Origin of the sequence: Pantoea rwandensis, assembly GCF_002095475.1 — a bacterium.
Lineage (GTDB): Bacteria > Pseudomonadota > Gammaproteobacteria > Enterobacterales > Enterobacteriaceae > Pantoea > Pantoea rwandensis.
This window is the reverse complement of record NZ_MLFR01000022.1, coordinates 85387-102790: the sequence shown is the minus strand read 5'-3', so window position 1 is coordinate 102790 and position 17404 is coordinate 85387. Positions and strand designations below refer to the sequence as shown.

The window sequence follows — 17404 nt, the reverse complement described above, 5'->3', positions numbered from 1 at the left end:
TGAACCGGCTATCGAGCCGCAGCAGGCTATTATCGAAGCGCCGGTCGAATCGGCTATCAAGCCGCAGCAGGCTGTTCTCGAAGCGCCTGTTGAGCCGACTATCGAGCCACAGCAGGCTGTTATTGAAGCGCCGGTTGAATCAGAGATCGAGCCAGAAGACGATGTACTCAGTGATGAGGAACTGGAAGCACTGGCCTTAGCGGAAACCTATGCGGAAGACGCGGAAGCAGAAGCGCAGGATACCGTCAGTGATTTGCCGTTGGCCGCAGCCCCGATCATTGCGCAAGAGCAAGAGCGTCCTACCAAAGAGGGCTTCTTCGCCCGCTTGAAGCGCAGCTTGGTTAAAACGCGCGAAAACTTGGGTTCGGGCTTTATCAGCCTGTTCCGTGGCAAGAAAATTGATGATGACCTGTTTGAAGAGCTGGAAGAGCAGCTGCTGATTGCCGATGTCGGGGTGGAAACCACGCGCCGTATCATTGCCAATCTGACTCAGCAGGCTAATCGTAAACAGTTGCGCGATGCGGAAGCACTTTACGGCATGTTAAAGGCTGAAATGGCCGGCATTCTGGAAAAAGTCGATGCGCCGCTCAACATCGAGGGTAAAACCCCGTTCGTGATCCTGATGGTCGGCGTCAATGGCGTCGGTAAAACCACCACCATCGGCAAGATGGCGCGTCAATATCAGGCGCAGGGGAAATCGGTGATGTTGGCAGCGGGTGATACCTTCCGTGCCGCGGCTGTTGAACAGTTGCAGGTGTGGGGCCAGCGCAACAACATTCCCGTGGTGGCGCAGCACACGGGGGCTGACTCAGCCTCGGTTATCTTTGACGCTATTCAGGCCGCCAAATCACGCAACGTCGATGTTCTGATTGCCGATACCGCGGGTCGCCTGCAAAACAAAGCGCACCTGATGGAAGAGCTGAAGAAAATCACGCGTGTAATGAAAAAACTGGATGACGATGCGCCGCATGAAGTGATGCTGACGCTCGACGCTAGCACTGGGCAAAATGCCGTCAGCCAGGCCAAACTGTTCCATGAGGCCGTGGGCTTGACCGGTATCACCTTGACCAAACTCGACGGTACTGCCAAAGGTGGGGTGATCTTCTCGGTTGCCGACCAGTTTGGTATTCCGATTCGTTATATCGGTGTCGGGGAAGGCATCGAGGATTTACGGCCGTTTAAGGCTGGAGACTTTATTGAGGCACTGTTTGCCCGAGAGGAATGATTGGGATGATTCGCTTTGAAGAGGTCAGTAAAGCTTACCTGGGAGGACGTCAGGCGCTACAGGGAGTGGATTTTCATCTGCGTCCTGGTGAAATGGCGTTCCTGACCGGCCATTCCGGTGCGGGGAAAAGTACCTTACTGAAGCTGATTTGTGGCATTGAGCGACCGAGTGCAGGGCAGATCTGGTTTAGTGGTCACGATATTTCGCGTCTGCGTCACAGTGAAGTGCCTTTCCTGCGACGTCAGATCGGGATGATTTTTCAGGATCACCATTTGCTGATGGATCGTTCGGTCTACGACAACGTGGCAATCCCGCTGATTATCTCCGGGGCCAGCGGTGAAGATATTCGTCGTCGTGTATCGGCCGCATTAGATAAAGTCGGCCTGCTCGACAAAGCGAAAAGTTTTCCGATCCAGCTCTCCGGCGGTGAACAACAGCGTGTCGGCATTGCGCGTGCGGTGGTGAATAAGCCGGCGGTGCTGCTGGCAGATGAACCGACCGGTAACCTCGATGATGCGCTGTCGGAAGACATCCTGCGCTTGTTCGAAGAGTTTAACCGCGTTGGTGTGACGGTGCTGATGGCAACGCACGACACCGGGCTGATTGCTCGCCGTAATTACCGCTTGATGACGCTGAATCAGGGACGCCTGCACGGAGGCCACGATGGTCAATAAACGCAATAAGCGCCCTGCGGCGCCGAAAGCGACGAAGCAGCCTTCCAAAAGTAAGGCGCTGAAAGGCGGTTGGCAGGAACAGTGGCGTTACGCGCTGCGCGGTACGCTGTCGGATATGTGGCGTCAACCGTTGGCGACGCTGCTGACGGTTATGGTGATCGCGATTTCTCTCACGCTGCCAAGCGTCTGCTACATGGTGTGGAAGAACGTCAGCCAGGCGGCTACGCAATGGTATCCCGCGCCTCAGCTGACGGTGTATCTGGATAAAGCGCTGGATGATACGGCCGCAGAGAATGTCACTGCGGAGCTGAAAAAGCTGGATGGCGTGGACAACGTCAATTATCTGACGCGCGAAGAAGCCTTGAATGAGTTCCGCAACTGGTCTGGCTTTGGCGGTTCGATGGATATGCTGGAGCAGAATCCATTACCTGCTGTGGCAATTATCACGCCGAAGCTGAATTTCCAGAATTCGGACACCATGAGCAATCTGCGCGATCGCGTCGCGAAAGTGCAGGGCGTTGATGAAGTGCGTATGGATGACAGCTGGTTTGCCCGTTTAGCGGCGTTAACCGGTCTGGTGGGGCAAGTGGCCTCCATGATTGGCTTGTTAATGGTCGTGGCCGTGTTCCTGGTGATTGGTAACAGCGTGCGCCTGAGCATTTTTGCTCGCCGCGACACCATTAACGTGCAGAAGCTGATTGGTGCCACTGACGGCTTTATCCTGCGTCCGTTCCTGTATGGCGGCGCATTGCTAGGATTGAGTGGTGCAGTGCTGTCGTTAATACTTTCTGAAGTCCTGGTATTGCGTCTGCAATCCGTGGTGGCACAAGTCGCCACTGTGTTTGGCACCACCTTTGCGCTGGAAGGTTTTTCCTGGGATGAAGGGCTATTGCTGCTGCTGGTTGCCGCCATTATCGGCTGGATTGCCGCGTGGTTAGCGACTGTACAACATTTACGCCGATTTACGCCGCAGTAACCAACAGCAACGTTTTTTGATATACTCTTCCTCTGCTGCCGACGACCTGGGAGCAGAGGAATCTTCCTATTTTCCCCGCCGTCATCTGTGTGTAAAATATTCACTGCTATAATTGAACTTGTGGATAACTTTCTCGTCCAAGTAGCACAGATTGCTTTTGGTTTTTTTGCGACGTTGACATAATGTAACGTCTGCGCAAAATACCGTGCAGCAAGTCCATTGAATTTGTGAGGGTTTGAATGACCAAAGAAATGCAAACTTTAGCGATTGCGCCTCTGGGTAACCTGGAATCTTACGTCCGGGCTGCCAATAACTGGCCGGTATTAACGGCAGAAGAGGAGAAGGCATTAGCGGAGAAACTGCATTACCAGGGCGATCTGGATGCAGCTAAGACGCTGATCCTGTCTCACCTGCGCTTTGTTGTTCATATCGCTCGTAACTACTCCGGTTACGGCCTGCCACAGGCGGACCTGATTCAGGAAGGCAACATTGGCCTGATGAAGGCGGTGCGTCGCTTCAACCCTGAAGTCGGCGTGCGTCTGGTGTCATTTGCCGTGCACTGGATCAAAGCAGAAATTCACGAATACGTGCTGCGTAACTGGCGTATTGTGAAGGTCGCAACCACTAAAGCGCAGCGTAAGCTGTTCTTTAATCTGCGTAAAAGCAAACAGCGTCTCGGTTGGTTCAATCAGGACGAAGTGGAGATGGTTGCGCGCGAGTTGGGCGTGAGCAGCAAAGACGTACTCGAGATGGAATCTCGTATGGCCGCGCAGGACATGACCTTCGATATGTCTTCGGATGACGAAGCTGGCGAAGGTAAGCCGATGGCACCGGTGCTGTATTTGCAGGATAAAACTTCTGACTTTGCTGATGGCATTGAAGAAGACAACTGGGATGCGCATGCCGCGGATAAACTGAGCGATGCCATGCTGAGTCTCGATGAGCGCAGCCAGCACATCATCCGCGCTCGTTGGCTGGATGATGAGAACAAAACCACGCTGCAGGAGTTGGCCGACAAATACGGTGTCTCTGCAGAGCGTGTGCGTCAGCTGGAAAAGAACGCCATGAAGAAACTGCGTATGGCGATTGAAGCCTGATAACCATCAGGTGCAAAACGGGGCGACTTTTATAGTCGCCCTTTTTATTGCCCGAAATCTGTAACGGCGCAATTTATTGCGCATCTGCCAGCCACAGCGTCGCTTCAGGTCTGCGCGTTATACCACGTAGCCACCGACCTCAGTTCATATGAGCATTGAACGGGATATCAACTGGTTAAGCCGTAGCGGCGCAATTTATTGCGCATCTGCCAGCCATAGTGCCGCTTCAGGTCCGCGCGATAAATCGCGCCGCTACGTAACCAAACAGTTAACGGACCCAGCCATCCGCCTGCGCGCGAAAACCACTGGCCTGCATAAAGGCGGCGCGCACGCTTTGATTGTCGTCGCCATCATCCGCTATCCACCAATCTCTTAGCGCACTGTTCTGTGCCACAGTCTCTTCCAGCAAATATTGTCCTACACCGCGCCGCCGCGTCACTTCACGCACATTCAGGTGCGAAATCTTTCCCTGGGTACCGCGAACCTCCAGCCGTAATGCTGCCAGCAGGCGATCGTTAAAGCGTGCCGCATACAGTCGCTGTGTCTCGCTTAACGCAGCTGCTAGTTGCGAAATATCGATCTGCGGCCAGACTTTAGCTAAATCCAACCGATCTTGCGGCGTCAGCGTGGTGATCCGCTGAATAGTGAGCTTCATTACCCTTACCTGTACTGGCAGAAAGGCCATAGTGTAGCGAATTTAGACAGTCAGCGTGCTGTCACTTTTTTGCAATGAAAATAGGTCAAATACCACCCGGTTTGCCAGAATTGTGGATGAAGCCATCAATGATCGTTGAAAAGTCCAGCATAATGCCCTGGAAACCTGACTAAAATATGGCCATAAAAACCAGATGATTCTGCTGTTCAACGCAACTAATACTGAATATGTCAGTTGATTTACAGAAGAAAGTTCCTGTTTAATAACCTGAAAAATAAAGCCTTCTTAACAAAAAATGCCAGAAAAGGGTGCTAACTCATTATTTAAAATCAGTTTTCCTCTTTGACTGGCTGAATAAAACCAATCACAACAGACACACGACACAACAGATGGGGAAGTTCGCATGAAAATGAGTAAAGGACGCGCATTACTGGCGGGTTGCGTTGCGTTGGCGTTAAGCCATGCCGCACTGGCAAAAGACATCAAAATTGCCATCGTTGGCGCAGCAACAGGCCCGGTTGCCCAATACGGTGACATGCAGTTCACCGGTGCAGCGCAGGCGATTAAGGACATTAATGCCAAAGGCGGCGTTAACGGTGACAAACTGGTTGGCGTGGAATATGACGACGCCTGTGACCCTAAACAAGCGGTTGCAGTGGCCAACAAAGTGGTTAACGACGGCATCAAATATGTTATCGGCCACCTCTGCTCCTCTTCTACTCAGCCTGCTTCCGACATCTATAACGACGAAGGCATTCTGATGATTACCCCAGCAGCCACCGCACCAGAGCTGACGGCACGTGGTTATGCTGATGTGCTGCGCACCACGGGTCTGGATTCCGATCAGGGCCCAACCGCAGCAACTTACATTCTCAATGAGATCAAACCAAAACGTATCGCTGTGGTGCATGACAAGCAGCAGTACGGCCAAGGTCTGGCAGAGTCGGTGCAGAAAACCCTGAAAGCCAAAGGCGGCAACGTGGTGCTGTTTGAAGGTATCACTGCCGGCGACAAAGATTTCTCCACGCTGATTGCGCGTCTGAAGAAAGAGAACGTCGATTTCGTTTACTACGGTGGTTACTACCCAGAGCTGGGCCAGATTCTGCGTCAGGCAAAAGCAGCCGGCCTGAATGCCGGCTTCATGGGTCCAGAGGGCGTGGGCAACGCTTCACTGTCTAACATTGCCGGTGATGCGTCAGAAGGCCTGTATGTGACCTTGCCGAAGCGTTATGACCAGTTGCCAGAGAACAAGGCGATTGTTGAAGCCATCAAAGCCAATACCGCGTCTAACCGTAAAGATCCAACCGGACCGTTCGTCTGGACCACCTATGCGGCCATTCAGTCACTGGTTGCCGGTATCGAACGCAGCAAGAGCGCTGAGCCCGATGCGATTGCTAAAAACCTGAAAGAGGGCGCAGCGGTTCCAACGGTGATGGGCAACCTGAACTGGGATCAGAAAGGCGACCTGAAGGGCTTCGAATTTGGTGTCTTCAAATGGCACAAAGACGGTTCTTCTACCGCAGTTAAGTAATTCCGCCCAGAACAGCATTTAACACGCATGTAGGGGCGGCCTTGTGGCCGCCCTTGTTCAAATCCGGTCCTTTTATCGCATCTTGCGTTAACCGATCACGGACGTGTTTTTAAGGTAATCGTTATGTCCGAACAGTTTCTCTATTTCATTCAGCAGATGTTCAACGGGGTGACCCTCGGGAGCACCTACGCGCTGATCGCCATTGGTTACACCATGGTCTACGGCATCATCGGCATGATCAACTTCGCCCACGGCGAGGTGTATATGATCGGCAGTTATGTCTCCTTTATTGTGATCGCCGCCCTGATGATGATGGGCATTGATACCACGTGGCTGATGATCGCCGCTGGTTTCGTGATGGCGGTGATCATTTCCAGCGCCTACGGCTGGAGCATTGAGCGTGTGGCGTATAAGCCCGTGCGATCTTCGAAGCGTTTGATTGCACTAATATCCGCGATCGGGATGTCGATCTTCCTGCAGAACTACGTCAGCCTGACGCAAGGTTCGCGCGATCTGGCCCTGCCAAGCTTGATCACCGGCCAGTGGACGCTGGGCGAGAGCAACGGTTTTGCTGCCACGCTCTCCACCATGCAGCTGGTGATTTGGGTGGTGACCTTCCTGTCGATGTTGGCGCTGACGCTGTTCATCCGTTATTCCCGTATGGGCCGCGCCTGCCGAGCCTGCGCTGAAGACCTGAAAATGGCCAGCTTGCTGGGCATCAACACCGACCGCGTGATCTCACTGACCTTCATTATTGGTGCGGCGATGGCGGCGGTAGCGGGTGTGTTGCTGGGGCAATTCTACGGCTCAATCAACCCGTTCATCGGCTTTATGGCGGGCATGAAGGCGTTCACCGCTGCGGTACTGGGCGGCATCGGCAGTATTCCGGGTGCGATGATTGGTGGTTTAGTGCTGGGTATTGCTGAAGCACTGACGTCTGCTTATCTGTCGACGGAATACAAAGATGTGGTGTCGTTCGCGCTGCTGATTGTGGTGCTGCTGGTGATGCCAACCGGTATTCTGGGCCGTCCGGAGGTGGAGAAAGTATGAAACGCCTCGGTCTGGTCAACGCCGTGATTTCAACGGTGATGTTACTGATTCTTGCCACCTTCTTTATGGGCGTCCGTCTCGATCTGGACGGTACTAAACTGGTGGTGGCTAACGCCGGTGCCGCACGCTGGAACTGGATTTTCATCGGCTGTGCGGTGGTGTTTGTCTTCCAACTGCTGCGCCCGCTGTTTCATGGCAAATTTAAACGTAGCGGCAAGGCCTTCGTACTGCCTGGCTTCGATGGCTCTACGCCGAAACAAAAATTGGTGATGGCGCTGATGATCGCCGCCGCGGTGATTTGGCCGTTTCTGGTCTCGCGCGGCAGCGTAGATATCGCCACCCTGACGCTGATCTACGTCATGCTGGGGTTAGGGCTTAACGTAGTGGTGGGCCTGTCTGGTTTGCTGGTGCTGGGTTATGGCGGCTTCTATGCCATCGGCGCTTACACCTTCGCATTGCTCAACCACTATTACGGCTTTGGCTTCTGGGAAAGCCTGCCGCTGGCGGGTATTGTCGCGGGCGCCTTTGGTCTAATGCTGGGCTTCCCGGTTCTGCGCTTACGCGGTGACTACCTGGCGATTGTGACGCTGGGCTTCGGTGAAATCGTGCGTATTTTGCTGCTGAACAGCACCTCAATTACCGGAGGGCCGAACGGCATTGCTCAGATACCTAAGCCGAGCCTGTTTGGCATTGAGTTTGGACGTCGAGTGAGTGAGGGCGGTTGGACTACGTTCCACGACCTCACCGGCCTGGCATACGATCCTAACCATCGTGTGATTTTCCTGTATCTGGTGGCGCTACTGTTGGTCGCGGTCACGCTGTTTGTTATCAATCGCCTGCTGCGTATGCCACTGGGTCGCGCATGGGAAGCGCTGCGTGAAGATGAGATCGCCTGCCGTTCGCTGGGCCTCAGCCCAACGCGTATCAAGCTAACCGCTTTCACCATCAGCGCCGTGTTCGCGGGTTTTGCCGGTACGTTGTTCGCTGCACGTCAGGGCTTTGTCAGCCCAGAATCCTTCACCTTCGTCGAGTCCGCTTTTGTACTGGCGATTGTGGTGCTGGGCGGTATGGGTTCGCAGTTTGCGGTGATCCTGGCAGCGGTGCTGCTGGTGGTGTCGCGCGAGCTGATGCGTGATTTGAATGAGTACAGCATGCTGGTGCTGGGTGGTTTGATGGTACTGATGATGATCTGGCGTCCGCAAGGACTGTTGCCAATGAAGCGTCCACACCTGAAGTTGAAAAGCAGCAAACAAGGAGAGCAGGCATGAGTCAGCCTTTGTTAGCCGTTGAAGGCTTGATGATGCGCTTTGGCGGCCTGTTGGCCGTCAACAATGTGGCGCTGGAACTGCATCCCCAGGAAATCGTGTCACTGATTGGCCCGAACGGTGCTGGTAAAACCACGGTGTTCAACTGCCTGACCGGCTTCTACAAGCCGACTGGCGGCACCATCAAATTGCGTGACCAAGAGCTGCAAGGCCAGCCGGGCCAAAAGATTGCGCGCATGGGCATCGTGCGTACTTTTCAGCACGTGCGTCTGTTCCGCGAAATGACGGTGATTGAGAACCTGTTGGTGGCACAGCATCAACACCTGAAAAGCGGTGTGTTCTCAGGTTTGTTCAAAACCCCGGCGTTTCGTCGCGGCGAGAGCGAAGCACTGGATCGTGCGGCTACCTGGCTGGAGCGCATCGGCTTGCTGGAGCTGGCAAACCGTCAGGCGGGCAACCTGGCTTACGGTCAGCAGCGTCGTCTGGAAATTGCGCGTTGCATGGTGACGCGTCCAGAAATCCTGATGCTGGATGAACCGGCCGCTGGACTCAACCCGCGTGAAACCCACGAGCTGGATGAACTGATCGCCGAACTGCGCGGCAAGCACAAGGTTTCCGTGCTGTTGATTGAACACGATATGAAACTGGTAATGGGGATTTCTGACCGCATTTATGTGGTGAATCAGGGAACACCGCTGGCGAACGGCACCCCGGAAGAAGTGCGTAACAACCCGGATGTGATCCGTGCTTATTTAGGTGAGGCGTAATATGGCAAACCCGATTTTAACTCTGCAGGGTGTGAATGCCCATTACGGCCCGATTCAGGCGCTGCACAATATTAATCTGCACATTAATCAGGGTGAAATCGTCACGCTGATTGGTGCGAACGGCGCGGGTAAAACCACGCTGCTCGGCACCCTATGCGGCGAACCACGTGCCACCAGCGGCACCATCGTGTTCGACGGCAAAGAGATCACCGACTGGCAAACAGCGAAAATCATGCGGGAAGCGATTGCGATTGTGCCGGAAGGGCGTCGTGTGTTTTCGCGCATGACGGTGGAAGAGAACCTGGCGATGGGCGGTTTCTTTGCCACGCGACAGCAGTATCAAGAGCGCATTGAACGGGTGTACCAGCTGTTCCCACGGCTGGCAGAGCGTAAAGTGCAGCGTGCAGGCACCATGTCGGGCGGTGAACAGCAGATGCTGGCGATTGGCCGCGCGCTAATGAGCCAGCCCCGCGTGCTGCTGTTAGACGAGCCATCATTGGGCCTGGCCCCGATTATCATTCAGCAGATTTTCGATACTATTGAGCAGCTGCGCAAAGAGGGTATGACCATCTTCCTGGTGGAGCAAAACGCCAACCAGGCGTTGAAATTAGCCGACCGTGGCTACGTGCTGGAGAACGGTCACGTGGTGCTGGAAGACAGCGGTGACGCGCTACTTTCTAACGAAGCCGTCAGAAGTGCTTACCTGGGCGCTTAACCCTTTCAACGGTCTGGTACTTTAACCAGGCCGTCTTTTCCTCGCTGTCTTCGCAGTACAATACTTCCTCTAGACTTAATTATTTCTTAATAGTTTGACGCGTTTTTTGCGTGTCACATCTCTGTCATATTTCAGATATTTTTCTATCATATTTGCATGTCATGTTACTTCGCGAACAAAAAAATGCGTGATATCGCGCGTACCTAACAGCACAGGAAAAAACTTATGTCCGCTTTTACGCTTCGTCCCCGCCTGATGAGTGTGTTGCTCGGTCTGGCGCTCAGCGGTAATGCGCTGGCTGCAACTGACATTCCTTTCTGGCACTCAATGGAAGGCGAGTTAGGCAAAGAAGTCGATTCTCTGGCACAACGTTTTAACCAGGCTCACCCAGAATACAAAATCGTACCGACTTACAAAGGTAACTACGAGCAGAGCCTGGCAGCGGGTATCGCTGCTGTGCGTACCGGTAAAGCACCGGCTATTCTCCAGGTTTACGAAGTGGGTACGGCAACCATGATGGCTTCTAAAGCCATCGTGCCTGTGCATGACGTGTTCAAAGACGCGGGCGTGCAGATGGATCCAAAACAGTTCGTACCAGCAGTGGCGGGTTATTACAGCGACAGCAACGGTCAGCTGATCTCTCAGCCGTTCAACAGCTCAACGCCGGTGCTGTACTACAACAAAGATGCATTCAAGAAAGCCGGTCTGAACCCAGATCAGCCACCTAAAACCTGGCAGGAGCTGGCGAAAGACGCCGACGCACTGCGTAAAGCGGGCATGACCTGTGGTTACGCCAGCGGCTGGCAGGGTTGGATCCAGATCGAAAACTTCAGCGCCTGGCACGCACTGCCGGTGGCCACCAAAAACAACGGCTTTGACGGTACCGACGCGGTATTGGAATTTAACAAGCCCGTTCAGGTGCGCCACATCCAGATGCTGGAAGACATGAACAAGAAGGGTGATTTCACCTACTTCGGTCGTAAAGATGAGTCGACCGCCAAGTTCTACAACGGCGATTGCGGCATCACTACGGCCTCTTCGGGTTCACTGGCGGATATCAAGCATTACGCCAAGTTCAACTTCGGCGTTGGCATGATGCCATACGACTCAACCGTGCCTAACGCACCGCAGAACGCCATCATTGGCGGCGCAAGTCTGTGGGTGATGAAAGGCAAAGATGCTGACACCTACAAAGGCGTTGCAGAGTTCATGAAGTTCCTGGCGCAGCCAGAAATCGCCGCGGAATGGCACCAGAAGACCGGTTACCTGCCAATCACCACCGCAGCGTATGAGCTGACCAAGCAGCAGGGCTTCTATGACAAGAACCCAGGTGCGGATATCGCTACGCGTCAGATGCTGAATAAAGATCCTCTGCCGTTCACCAAAGGCATGCGTCTGGGCAACATGCCACAGATTCGTACCATCGTGGACGAAGAGCTGGAAGGCGTGTGGACGGGCAAACAGGCTCCACAGGCTGCACTGGATAACGCTGTGAAGCGCGGAAATGAACTGCTGCGTCGTTTTGAACAGCAAGTGAAGTAATTCCGTTGTCTCGGGGCTGGCGCATGGCGTCAGCCCCGATTTCTCTTTTGGCGAGTCTGCTATGTCCTCATCACGCCCCGTTTTTCGCTCCCGTTTTCTGCCTTATTTGCTGGTCGCACCGCAGTTGGTGATCACCGCCATATTTTTCCTGTGGCCGGCCGGTGAAGCGCTGTGGTATTCACTGCAAAGCATCGATCCTTTTGGTATCTCCAGCACTTTTGTGGGACTGGATAACTTTAAGCGTTTGTTTAATGACGAATATTATCTGGCGTCTTTTTGGACCACCATCGAGTTCAGCGCACTGGTTACCGTGTGCGGTATGACCTTCTCGCTACTGCTGGCGGCGCTGGTAGATTATGTGGTGCGCCTGAGAAAGCTCTATCAAACCTTATTGCTGCTGCCCTATGCCGTTGCGCCTGTGGTGGCTGCGGTGCTGTGGATGTTCCTGTTCAATCCTGGCCTCGGCCTGTTCAGCCATCTGCTTAATCAGATTGGCTACAACTGGAACTACGCGCAAAACAGCGGTCAGGCGATGTTCCTGATCGTGCTGGCGTCCATCTGGCAGCAGATGAGTTACAACTTCCTGTTCTTCTTCGCCGCGCTGCAGTCGATTCCCAAATCGCTGGTGGAAGCAGCGGCTATTGACGGTGCCGGTCCGGTCCGTCGTTTCTTCAACCTGTCGCTGCCGCTGATTACACCGGTGAGTTTCTTCCTGCTGGTGGTCAACCTGGTGTATGCCTTCTTCGATACTTTCCCGGTGATCGATGCCGCGACTGGTGGTGGACCGGTACAGGCCACCACTACGCTGATCTACAAAATCTACCGCGAAGGCTTTACCGGTTTGGATCTTTCATCCTCTGCCGCGCAGTCAGTGGTGCTGATGCTGCTGGTGATTGGCCTGACGATCCTGCAATTCCGCTTTGTCGAGCGTAAGGTGCAATACCAATGATTGAAAATCGACGCGGGCTGGATATCTTCAGCCATACCCTGCTGGTGCTCGGCGTACTGACTATTCTGTTCCCGCTGTATGTGGCGATTGTTGCCGCGACGCTGGATAACGAAGCGGTGTATCAGGTGCCGATGACCTTAGTACCCGGCACACATCTGTGGGACAACATTTCACGCATCTGGACGCAAGGCGTTAACGGCAGTGGCCCGGCATTCGGCATGATGATGCTCAACAGCCTGATCATGGCGCTGGGCATTACGGTGGGCAAAATTGCGGTATCAATGCTCTCAGCTTTCGCGCTGGTGTGGTTCCGTTTTCCGTTGCGCTCGCTGTTCTTCTGGCTGATCTTCATCACGCTGATGTTGCCGGTGGAAGTGCGTATTTTCCCGACGGTGGAAGTGATTTCAAACCTGAATATGCTCGACAGCTACAGTGGCTTAACCCTGCCGCTGATGGCCTCGGCGACCGCTACATTCCTGTTTCGTCAGTTCTTTATGTCACTGCCTGACGAGCTGATTGAAGCGGCACGTATTGATGGTGCCAGCCCGATGCGCTTCTTCTGGGACATCGTTTTACCGCTGTCAAAAACCAACCTTGCCGCACTGTTCGTGATCACCTTTATCTACGGCTGGAACCAGTATTTGTGGCCGCTGTTGATCATCAACGATCCGAGCCTGAGCACGGCAGTTGCCGGGGTGAAAAGTATGATCAACACCAGCGGTGGCCCAACGCAGTGGAACGAAGTGATGGCGGCAATGTTATTAACCCTGATCCCACCGGTGGTGGTGGTACTCGTAATGCAACGTGCCTTTGTGCGTGGCCTGGTGGAGAGTGATAAATAAATGGCAGGCGTAACCCTTCAGACCGTTACCAAATCGTATGACGGCAAGAATCAAATTATTCAGCCCCTGAATATCACCATCAACGATGGCGAATTTATGGTGATGGTTGGCCCTTCCGGCTGCGGTAAATCGACCCTGCTGCGCATGGTGGCAGGCTTGGAACGTGTCACCTCGGGCGATATTTATATCGACGACAAGCGTGTCACCCACATGGAACCGAAAGATCGTGGCATCGCCATGGTGTTCCAGAATTACGCGCTCTATCCACATATGACGGTCGGCGAGAACATGGCTTATGGCCTGAAAATTCGCGGGATGGGCAAAGAGCAGATTGATCAACGCGTGATGGAAGCGGCGCGCAGCCTGGAGTTAGATCACTTGCTGGCTCGTCGTCCGCGTGAGCTTTCCGGTGGTCAACGTCAGCGTGTGGCAATGGGCCGTGCGATTGTGCGCGAACCGGCGGTGTTCCTGTTTGATGAGCCGTTATCGAACCTCGATGCGCGCCTCAGAGTACAGATGCGTCTCGAGCTGCAACAGCTGCACCGTCGCCTGAAAACGACCAGCCTGTATGTCACGCACGATCAGGTGGAAGCCATGACGCTGGCTCAACGTGTGATGGTGATGAACAAAGGCGTGGTCGAGCAGGTCGGTACACCGGTGGAAGTGTACGAACGTCCAGCGAGCCAGTTCGTGGCATCGTTTATTGGTTCACCGGCCATGAACCTGCTACCGGGCCAAATCAATAGCGATGGCACGCGCTTTACGCTCGATGCGCTCAATAGCCTGCCGCTGGGCGAGAACAAAGCGAAATGGGCTAACCGACCGCTAACCTTGGGTATTCGTCCGGAACATCTGGTACTGAGCAGCCAACAAGCCGGTGGCATTCCGCTGGTGGTGGACACGCTGGAGATGCTGGGTGCCGACAACCTTGCGCATGGCCGCATTGGTAATACGCGACTGGTGGTGCGTTTGCCGCACAGCGAACGTCCGAAGGCAGGAAGCACCTTGTGGCTGCATCTGCCGCCAGATGCGTTACACTTCTTCGATTCAACCCATGGAAAGCGTCTGGAATGAGTGTAGAAAACTGGCCATACCCACACATCGTCGCCCATCGCGGCGGCGGTAAATTGGCCCCAGAAAATACCCTGGCGGCGATTGATGTCGGCGCGCATTACGGTCATACCATGATCGAGTTTGATGCCAAGCTGTCGGATGATAAGCAGGTGTTCCTGTTGCATGACGACACGCTGGACCGCACCAGCAACGGCTGGGGAGTGGCGGGCGATCTCTCATGGAGTAAGTTATCGCAACTGGATGCAGGTAGCTGGTACAGCCGCGAATACGAAGGCGAGCCACTGGCACTGTTGCGTGATGTGGCCGATCGTTGCCGCCAGCATCAAATAATGGCGAACGTTGAGATCAAGCCGACCACCGGCAAAGAGGTGGAGACAGGACGCGATGTGGCGTTGGCCGCGCGCGAATTGTGGCAAGGCCAAACCGCGCCACTGTTGTCTTCCTTCTCTTATGAAGCATTGGAAGCAGCGATGCAGGCAGCACCTGAGTTGCCACGCGGATTATTACTGGATGAGTGGCACGATGACTGGCCGGCGCTGACCCAAGCACTGGGTTGCGTCTCCATCCATCTGAACCATAAATTATTGGATGCTGAACGCACCGCGCAGTTGAAAGCTGCCGGACTCCATATTTTGGTATATACGGTGAATCAGCCCGCGCGGGCGCGCGAGCTGTTGAGTTGGGGCGTCGATGCGATTTGTACCGACCGCATCGACATTATCGGTCCCGACTTCCGCTAATTCTGGTTTTGCTGCTGGCCCGGCTGTTGCTGAATCACGCGCTGCTGGGCGCTATCCCTTCGCTCCTGCATTTTCCGCTGTAATTCCTGATTCTGCTGCTGCTGGTCCTGCCGCAGTTTCTGCTGCTGCTGTTGCTGCTGGACCTGCATTTGCGTCTGCATGCGCTGCTGACTCGGGTTGTAACCGGGTTTATAAGGCTCACTGGTATTATTGAGCATGTTTGCCATGCCGCTCAGTGGCAGCAATGCGGCAATCACAATTAGCCATTTTTTCATGGTCTTCCTCCATTGATGCAGCCTGCTGTGTGCTGTCGCCATCAGTATGGCAACAAGAGCTGCTGTCATAAGTTTATGCGATGTCACAAAGTCCTGAACCAGGAGTGCACCGAATTTGGCTTACTGCTACGCTTTTTATCGTGTTTGCAAACACTTGCATCAAAAAATAACAAATGTAAATAATCGCAAAGGAAGATCGCAAATGAGACTAAAGGGCAGCGTGCGCCAGGTTGGCTGGGCATTATTGATGAGTTTTACTGTGGTGCAGGGTGCGTTTGCCGTGCCCGCCAGTGCACCACCGGTGTCATATGGGGTGGACAGCGATACCTTTCATCCGGTGAAAGCGCAGCACGGCATGGTGGCGTCGGTGGATGCGATGGCCACCCAGGTTGGCGTCGATATTCTGAAACAGGGCGGTAATGCGGTGGATGCGGCCGTTGCAGTGGGCTTCGCGCTGGCGGTGACCCATCCGCAGGCCGGTAACCTCGGCGGTGGCGGATTTATGATGCTGCGTACTGCATCGGGCCGCACTGCTGCTATCGACTTCCGTGAAATGGCTCCGGCACATGCCACCCGCGATATGTTCCTCGATAAGCAAGGTAATGCCGATCCAAAACTGTCTCTCACTTCACATCTGGCATCGGGCACGCCGGGCACCGTGGCCGGTTTTGCGCTGGCGGCGCAGAAATACGGCACCTTGCCGCTGAGCAAACTGCTGGCGCCGGCCATCAAACTGGCGCGTGAAGGTATTATTGTGAACGACGCGCTGGCGGACGATCTGGCGACCTACGGCAAAGAGACGTTGATCAATCATGACAACAGCCGGGCGATTTTCTATAAAGCGGATGGCAAGCCTTATCAGAAGGGCGAGCGTCTGGTGCAGAAGAACCTCGCGCACAGTCTGCAACTGATTGCACAGCAGGGCCCCGATGCGTTCTACAAGGGCAAAATCGCGGATGAGATCGCAGGAGAAATGGCGCAGCACGGCGGCCTGATCGGCAAACCGGATTTGGCAGCCTACCGTGCAGTGGAGCGTAAACCGGTCAGCGGCACCTATCGCGGTTATGAGGTGTTTTCAATGCCACCTCCGTCTTCAGGCGGCATTCACATCGTGCAGATCCTGAATATCCTCGAAAACTTCGATCTGGCGAAGTGGGGCTTTGGCAGCGCCGATGCGATGCAGGTGATGGCGGAAGCAGAGAAATACGCCTATGCCGACCGGTCTGAATATTTGGGCGATCCGGATTTCGTCAAAGTGCCGCAGCAGGCGTTGACCAGTAAAGCCTACGCCAAAACCCTGGCGCAGCAGATTGACGTCAACAAAGCACGTCCTTCCAGCGAGATCAAACCGGGCAAGCTGGAGCCGTACGAAAGTAATCAAACCACCCACTTCTCGGTGGTGGATAAAGACGGCAACGCCGTAGCGGTGACTTACACGCTGAACACCTATTTCGGTAGCGGTATTGTGGCTGGGCAGAGCGGTATCCTGATGAATAACGAAATGGATGATTTCTCCGCGAAACCGGGCACGCCGAATGTGTATGGTTTAGTGGGTGGTGAAGCGAATGCGGTGCAGCCGGCCAAACGTCCGTTGTCATCGATGTCTCCGACCATTATCGCCAAAGACGGCAAAACCTGGCTGGTGACGGGCAGCCCAGGCGGTAGCCGTATTATTACCACCGTGCTGCAAATGGTGGTGAACAGCATCGATTTTGGCATGAACGTAGCCGAAGCCACCAATGCGCCGCGTTTCCACCATCAGTGGTTGCCGGATCAGCTGCGCGTGGAGAAAGGCTTCAGCCCGGATACGCTGCGTTTGCTGGAAGCCAAGGGGCAGCATGTGAAAGTGATGCCAGCGATGGGCAGCACCCAGAGCATCATGATTGGGCCGGATGGCATGCGCTATGGCGCTTCCGATCCGCGTTCAGTGGATGATTTGAGTGCTGGGTATTAACCAGCGCGATTAACGGGGCGCAATGCTTGTATTGGTGATAACGCAGTCTGGAGCCGCTCAGGGGCTGGCGGTC

General features: G+C 54.4%; 17 protein-coding genes. 15 read left to right on the top strand and 2 right to left on the bottom strand.

Annotation, left to right across the window (positions count from 1 at the left end; translation table 11 throughout):
* The 4 genes from ftsY to rpoH all read left to right on the top strand — a co-directional run.
* On the top strand, window positions 1-1225 hold a 1225-nt coding region (ftsY, locus tag HA51_RS18935), incomplete at its 5' end, for a signal recognition particle-docking protein FtsY (RefSeq protein ID WP_084936140.1).
* Window positions 1226-1230: 5 nt separating this feature from the next.
* Window positions 1231-1899, top strand: a complete 669-nt coding sequence (ftsE, locus tag HA51_RS18930) for a cell division ATP-binding protein FtsE (RefSeq protein ID WP_084936142.1) — start codon at window positions 1231-1233, stop codon at window positions 1897-1899.
* Window positions 1889-2875 (top strand): permease-like cell division protein FtsX, encoded by a 987-nt coding sequence (gene ftsX / locus HA51_RS18925; protein ID WP_084936139.1) that lies wholly within the window; start codon window positions 1889-1891, stop codon window positions 2873-2875. The genes ftsE and ftsX overlap by 11 nt, the downstream gene beginning before the upstream one ends.
* A 239-nt stretch (window positions 2876-3114) precedes the next feature.
* Entirely contained in the window at window positions 3115-3972 is an 858-nt protein-coding gene (rpoH, locus tag HA51_RS18920) for an RNA polymerase sigma factor RpoH (protein ID WP_034827057.1), read from the top strand.
* 268 nt (window positions 3973-4240) lie between these two features.
* Here the strand turns inward: rpoH and panM are convergent, their stop codons facing one another.
* Window positions 4241-4627, bottom strand: a complete 387-nt coding sequence (gene panM, locus HA51_RS18915; protein WP_084936138.1) for an aspartate 1-decarboxylase autocleavage activator PanM — start codon at window positions 4625-4627, stop codon at window positions 4241-4243.
* Window positions 4628-5030: 403 nt separating this feature from the next.
* Here panM and HA51_RS18910 point away from each other — a divergent pair, with 403 nt between their 5' ends.
* From HA51_RS18910 to ugpQ, 10 genes are all read left to right on the top strand, one after another.
* The gene (locus HA51_RS18910; RefSeq protein WP_084936137.1) at window positions 5031-6158 is read left to right on the top strand and encodes a branched-chain amino acid ABC transporter substrate-binding protein; all 1128 of its coding nucleotides are present in this window, start codon (window positions 5031-5033) and stop codon (window positions 6156-6158) included.
* 123 nt (window positions 6159-6281) lie between these two features.
* The gene (livH, locus tag HA51_RS18905; RefSeq protein ID WP_034827036.1) at window positions 6282-7208 is read left to right on the top strand and encodes a high-affinity branched-chain amino acid ABC transporter permease LivH; all 927 of its coding nucleotides are present in this window, start codon (window positions 6282-6284) and stop codon (window positions 7206-7208) included.
* On the top strand, window positions 7205-8476 hold the full coding sequence (locus tag HA51_RS18900) for a high-affinity branched-chain amino acid ABC transporter permease LivM (RefSeq protein ID WP_084936136.1): 1272 nt from the start codon (window positions 7205-7207) through the stop codon (window positions 8474-8476). Before livH ends, HA51_RS18900 begins: the two co-directional genes overlap by 4 nt.
* Window positions 8473-9240 carry a high-affinity branched-chain amino acid ABC transporter ATP-binding protein LivG gene (gene livG / locus HA51_RS18895; protein ID WP_084936135.1) on the top strand — a complete coding sequence of 256 codons (768 nt, stop codon included), beginning with the start codon at window positions 8473-8475 and terminating at the stop codon, window positions 9238-9240. The genes HA51_RS18900 and livG overlap by 4 nt, the downstream gene beginning before the upstream one ends.
* A 1-nt stretch (window position 9241) precedes the next feature.
* Entirely contained in the window at window positions 9242-9955 is a 714-nt protein-coding gene (gene livF, locus HA51_RS18890; RefSeq protein WP_084936134.1) for a high-affinity branched-chain amino acid ABC transporter ATP-binding protein LivF, read from the top strand.
* 225 nt (window positions 9956-10180) lie between these two features.
* Window positions 10181-11497: a sn-glycerol-3-phosphate ABC transporter substrate-binding protein UgpB gene (gene ugpB, locus HA51_RS18885; protein ID WP_034827028.1), complete on the top strand. Its 1317-nt coding sequence runs from the start codon at window positions 10181-10183 to the stop codon at window positions 11495-11497.
* 61 nt (window positions 11498-11558) lie between these two features.
* Window positions 11559-12446 (top strand): sn-glycerol-3-phosphate ABC transporter permease UgpA, encoded by an 888-nt coding sequence (ugpA, locus tag HA51_RS18880; protein ID WP_084936133.1) that lies wholly within the window; start codon window positions 11559-11561, stop codon window positions 12444-12446.
* Entirely contained in the window at window positions 12443-13288 is an 846-nt protein-coding gene (ugpE, locus tag HA51_RS18875) for a sn-glycerol-3-phosphate ABC transporter permease UgpE (protein ID WP_038643678.1), read from the top strand. Before ugpA ends, ugpE begins: the two co-directional genes overlap by 4 nt.
* A complete protein-coding gene (locus HA51_RS18870) occupies window positions 13289-14362 on the top strand; it encodes a sn-glycerol-3-phosphate import ATP-binding protein UgpC (protein ID WP_084936132.1) in 1074 nt (357 codons plus the stop codon).
* Window positions 14359-15102: a glycerophosphodiester phosphodiesterase gene (gene ugpQ / locus HA51_RS18865; protein WP_084936131.1), complete on the top strand. Its 744-nt coding sequence runs from the start codon at window positions 14359-14361 to the stop codon at window positions 15100-15102. Before HA51_RS18870 ends, ugpQ begins: the two co-directional genes overlap by 4 nt.
* Here the strand turns inward: ugpQ and HA51_RS18860 are convergent.
* Window positions 15099-15377, bottom strand: a complete 279-nt coding sequence (locus HA51_RS18860; protein ID WP_084936130.1) for a DUF2756 domain-containing protein — start codon at window positions 15375-15377, stop codon at window positions 15099-15101. The two genes, ugpQ and HA51_RS18860, sit on opposite strands and share 4 nt — an antisense overlap.
* A 202-nt stretch (window positions 15378-15579) precedes the next feature.
* On the opposite strand from HA51_RS18860, the gene ggt reads away from it, so the two are divergent.
* A complete protein-coding gene (gene ggt / locus HA51_RS18855; protein WP_084936129.1) occupies window positions 15580-17331 on the top strand; it encodes a gamma-glutamyltransferase in 1752 nt (583 codons plus the stop codon).
* Window positions 17332-17404: the final 73 nt, after the last annotated feature.

What these genes read in the sequence shown, in the direction of transcription:
- ftsE (WP_084936142.1), top strand. Translation starts at nt 1,231, where the DNA reads ATGATTCGCTTTGAAGAGGTCAGTAAAGCTTACCTGGGAGGACGTCAG.
- ftsX (WP_084936139.1), top strand. Translation starts at nt 1,889, where the DNA reads ATGGTCAATAAACGCAATAAGCGCCCTGCGGCGCCGAAAGCGACGAAG.
- rpoH (WP_034827057.1), top strand. Translation starts at nt 3,115, where the DNA reads ATGACCAAAGAAATGCAAACTTTAGCGATTGCGCCTCTGGGTAACCTG.
- panM (WP_084936138.1), bottom strand. Translation starts at nt 4,627, where the DNA reads ATGAAGCTCACTATTCAGCGGATCACCACGCTGACGCCGCAAGATCGG.
- HA51_RS18910 (WP_084936137.1), top strand. Translation starts at nt 5,031, where the DNA reads ATGAAAATGAGTAAAGGACGCGCATTACTGGCGGGTTGCGTTGCGTTG.
- livH (WP_034827036.1), top strand. Translation starts at nt 6,282, where the DNA reads ATGTCCGAACAGTTTCTCTATTTCATTCAGCAGATGTTCAACGGGGTG.
- HA51_RS18900 (WP_084936136.1), top strand. Translation starts at nt 7,205, where the DNA reads ATGAAACGCCTCGGTCTGGTCAACGCCGTGATTTCAACGGTGATGTTA.
- livG (WP_084936135.1), top strand. Translation starts at nt 8,473, where the DNA reads ATGAGTCAGCCTTTGTTAGCCGTTGAAGGCTTGATGATGCGCTTTGGC.
- livF (WP_084936134.1), top strand. Translation starts at nt 9,242, where the DNA reads ATGGCAAACCCGATTTTAACTCTGCAGGGTGTGAATGCCCATTACGGC.
- ugpB (WP_034827028.1), top strand. Translation starts at nt 10,181, where the DNA reads ATGTCCGCTTTTACGCTTCGTCCCCGCCTGATGAGTGTGTTGCTCGGT.
- ugpA (WP_084936133.1), top strand. Translation starts at nt 11,559, where the DNA reads ATGTCCTCATCACGCCCCGTTTTTCGCTCCCGTTTTCTGCCTTATTTG.
- ugpE (WP_038643678.1), top strand. Translation starts at nt 12,443, where the DNA reads ATGATTGAAAATCGACGCGGGCTGGATATCTTCAGCCATACCCTGCTG.
- HA51_RS18870 (WP_084936132.1), top strand. Translation starts at nt 13,289, where the DNA reads ATGGCAGGCGTAACCCTTCAGACCGTTACCAAATCGTATGACGGCAAG.
- ugpQ (WP_084936131.1), top strand. Translation starts at nt 14,359, where the DNA reads ATGAGTGTAGAAAACTGGCCATACCCACACATCGTCGCCCATCGCGGC.
- HA51_RS18860 (WP_084936130.1), bottom strand. Translation starts at nt 15,377, where the DNA reads ATGAAAAAATGGCTAATTGTGATTGCCGCATTGCTGCCACTGAGCGGC.
- ggt (WP_084936129.1), top strand. Translation starts at nt 15,580, where the DNA reads ATGAGACTAAAGGGCAGCGTGCGCCAGGTTGGCTGGGCATTATTGATG.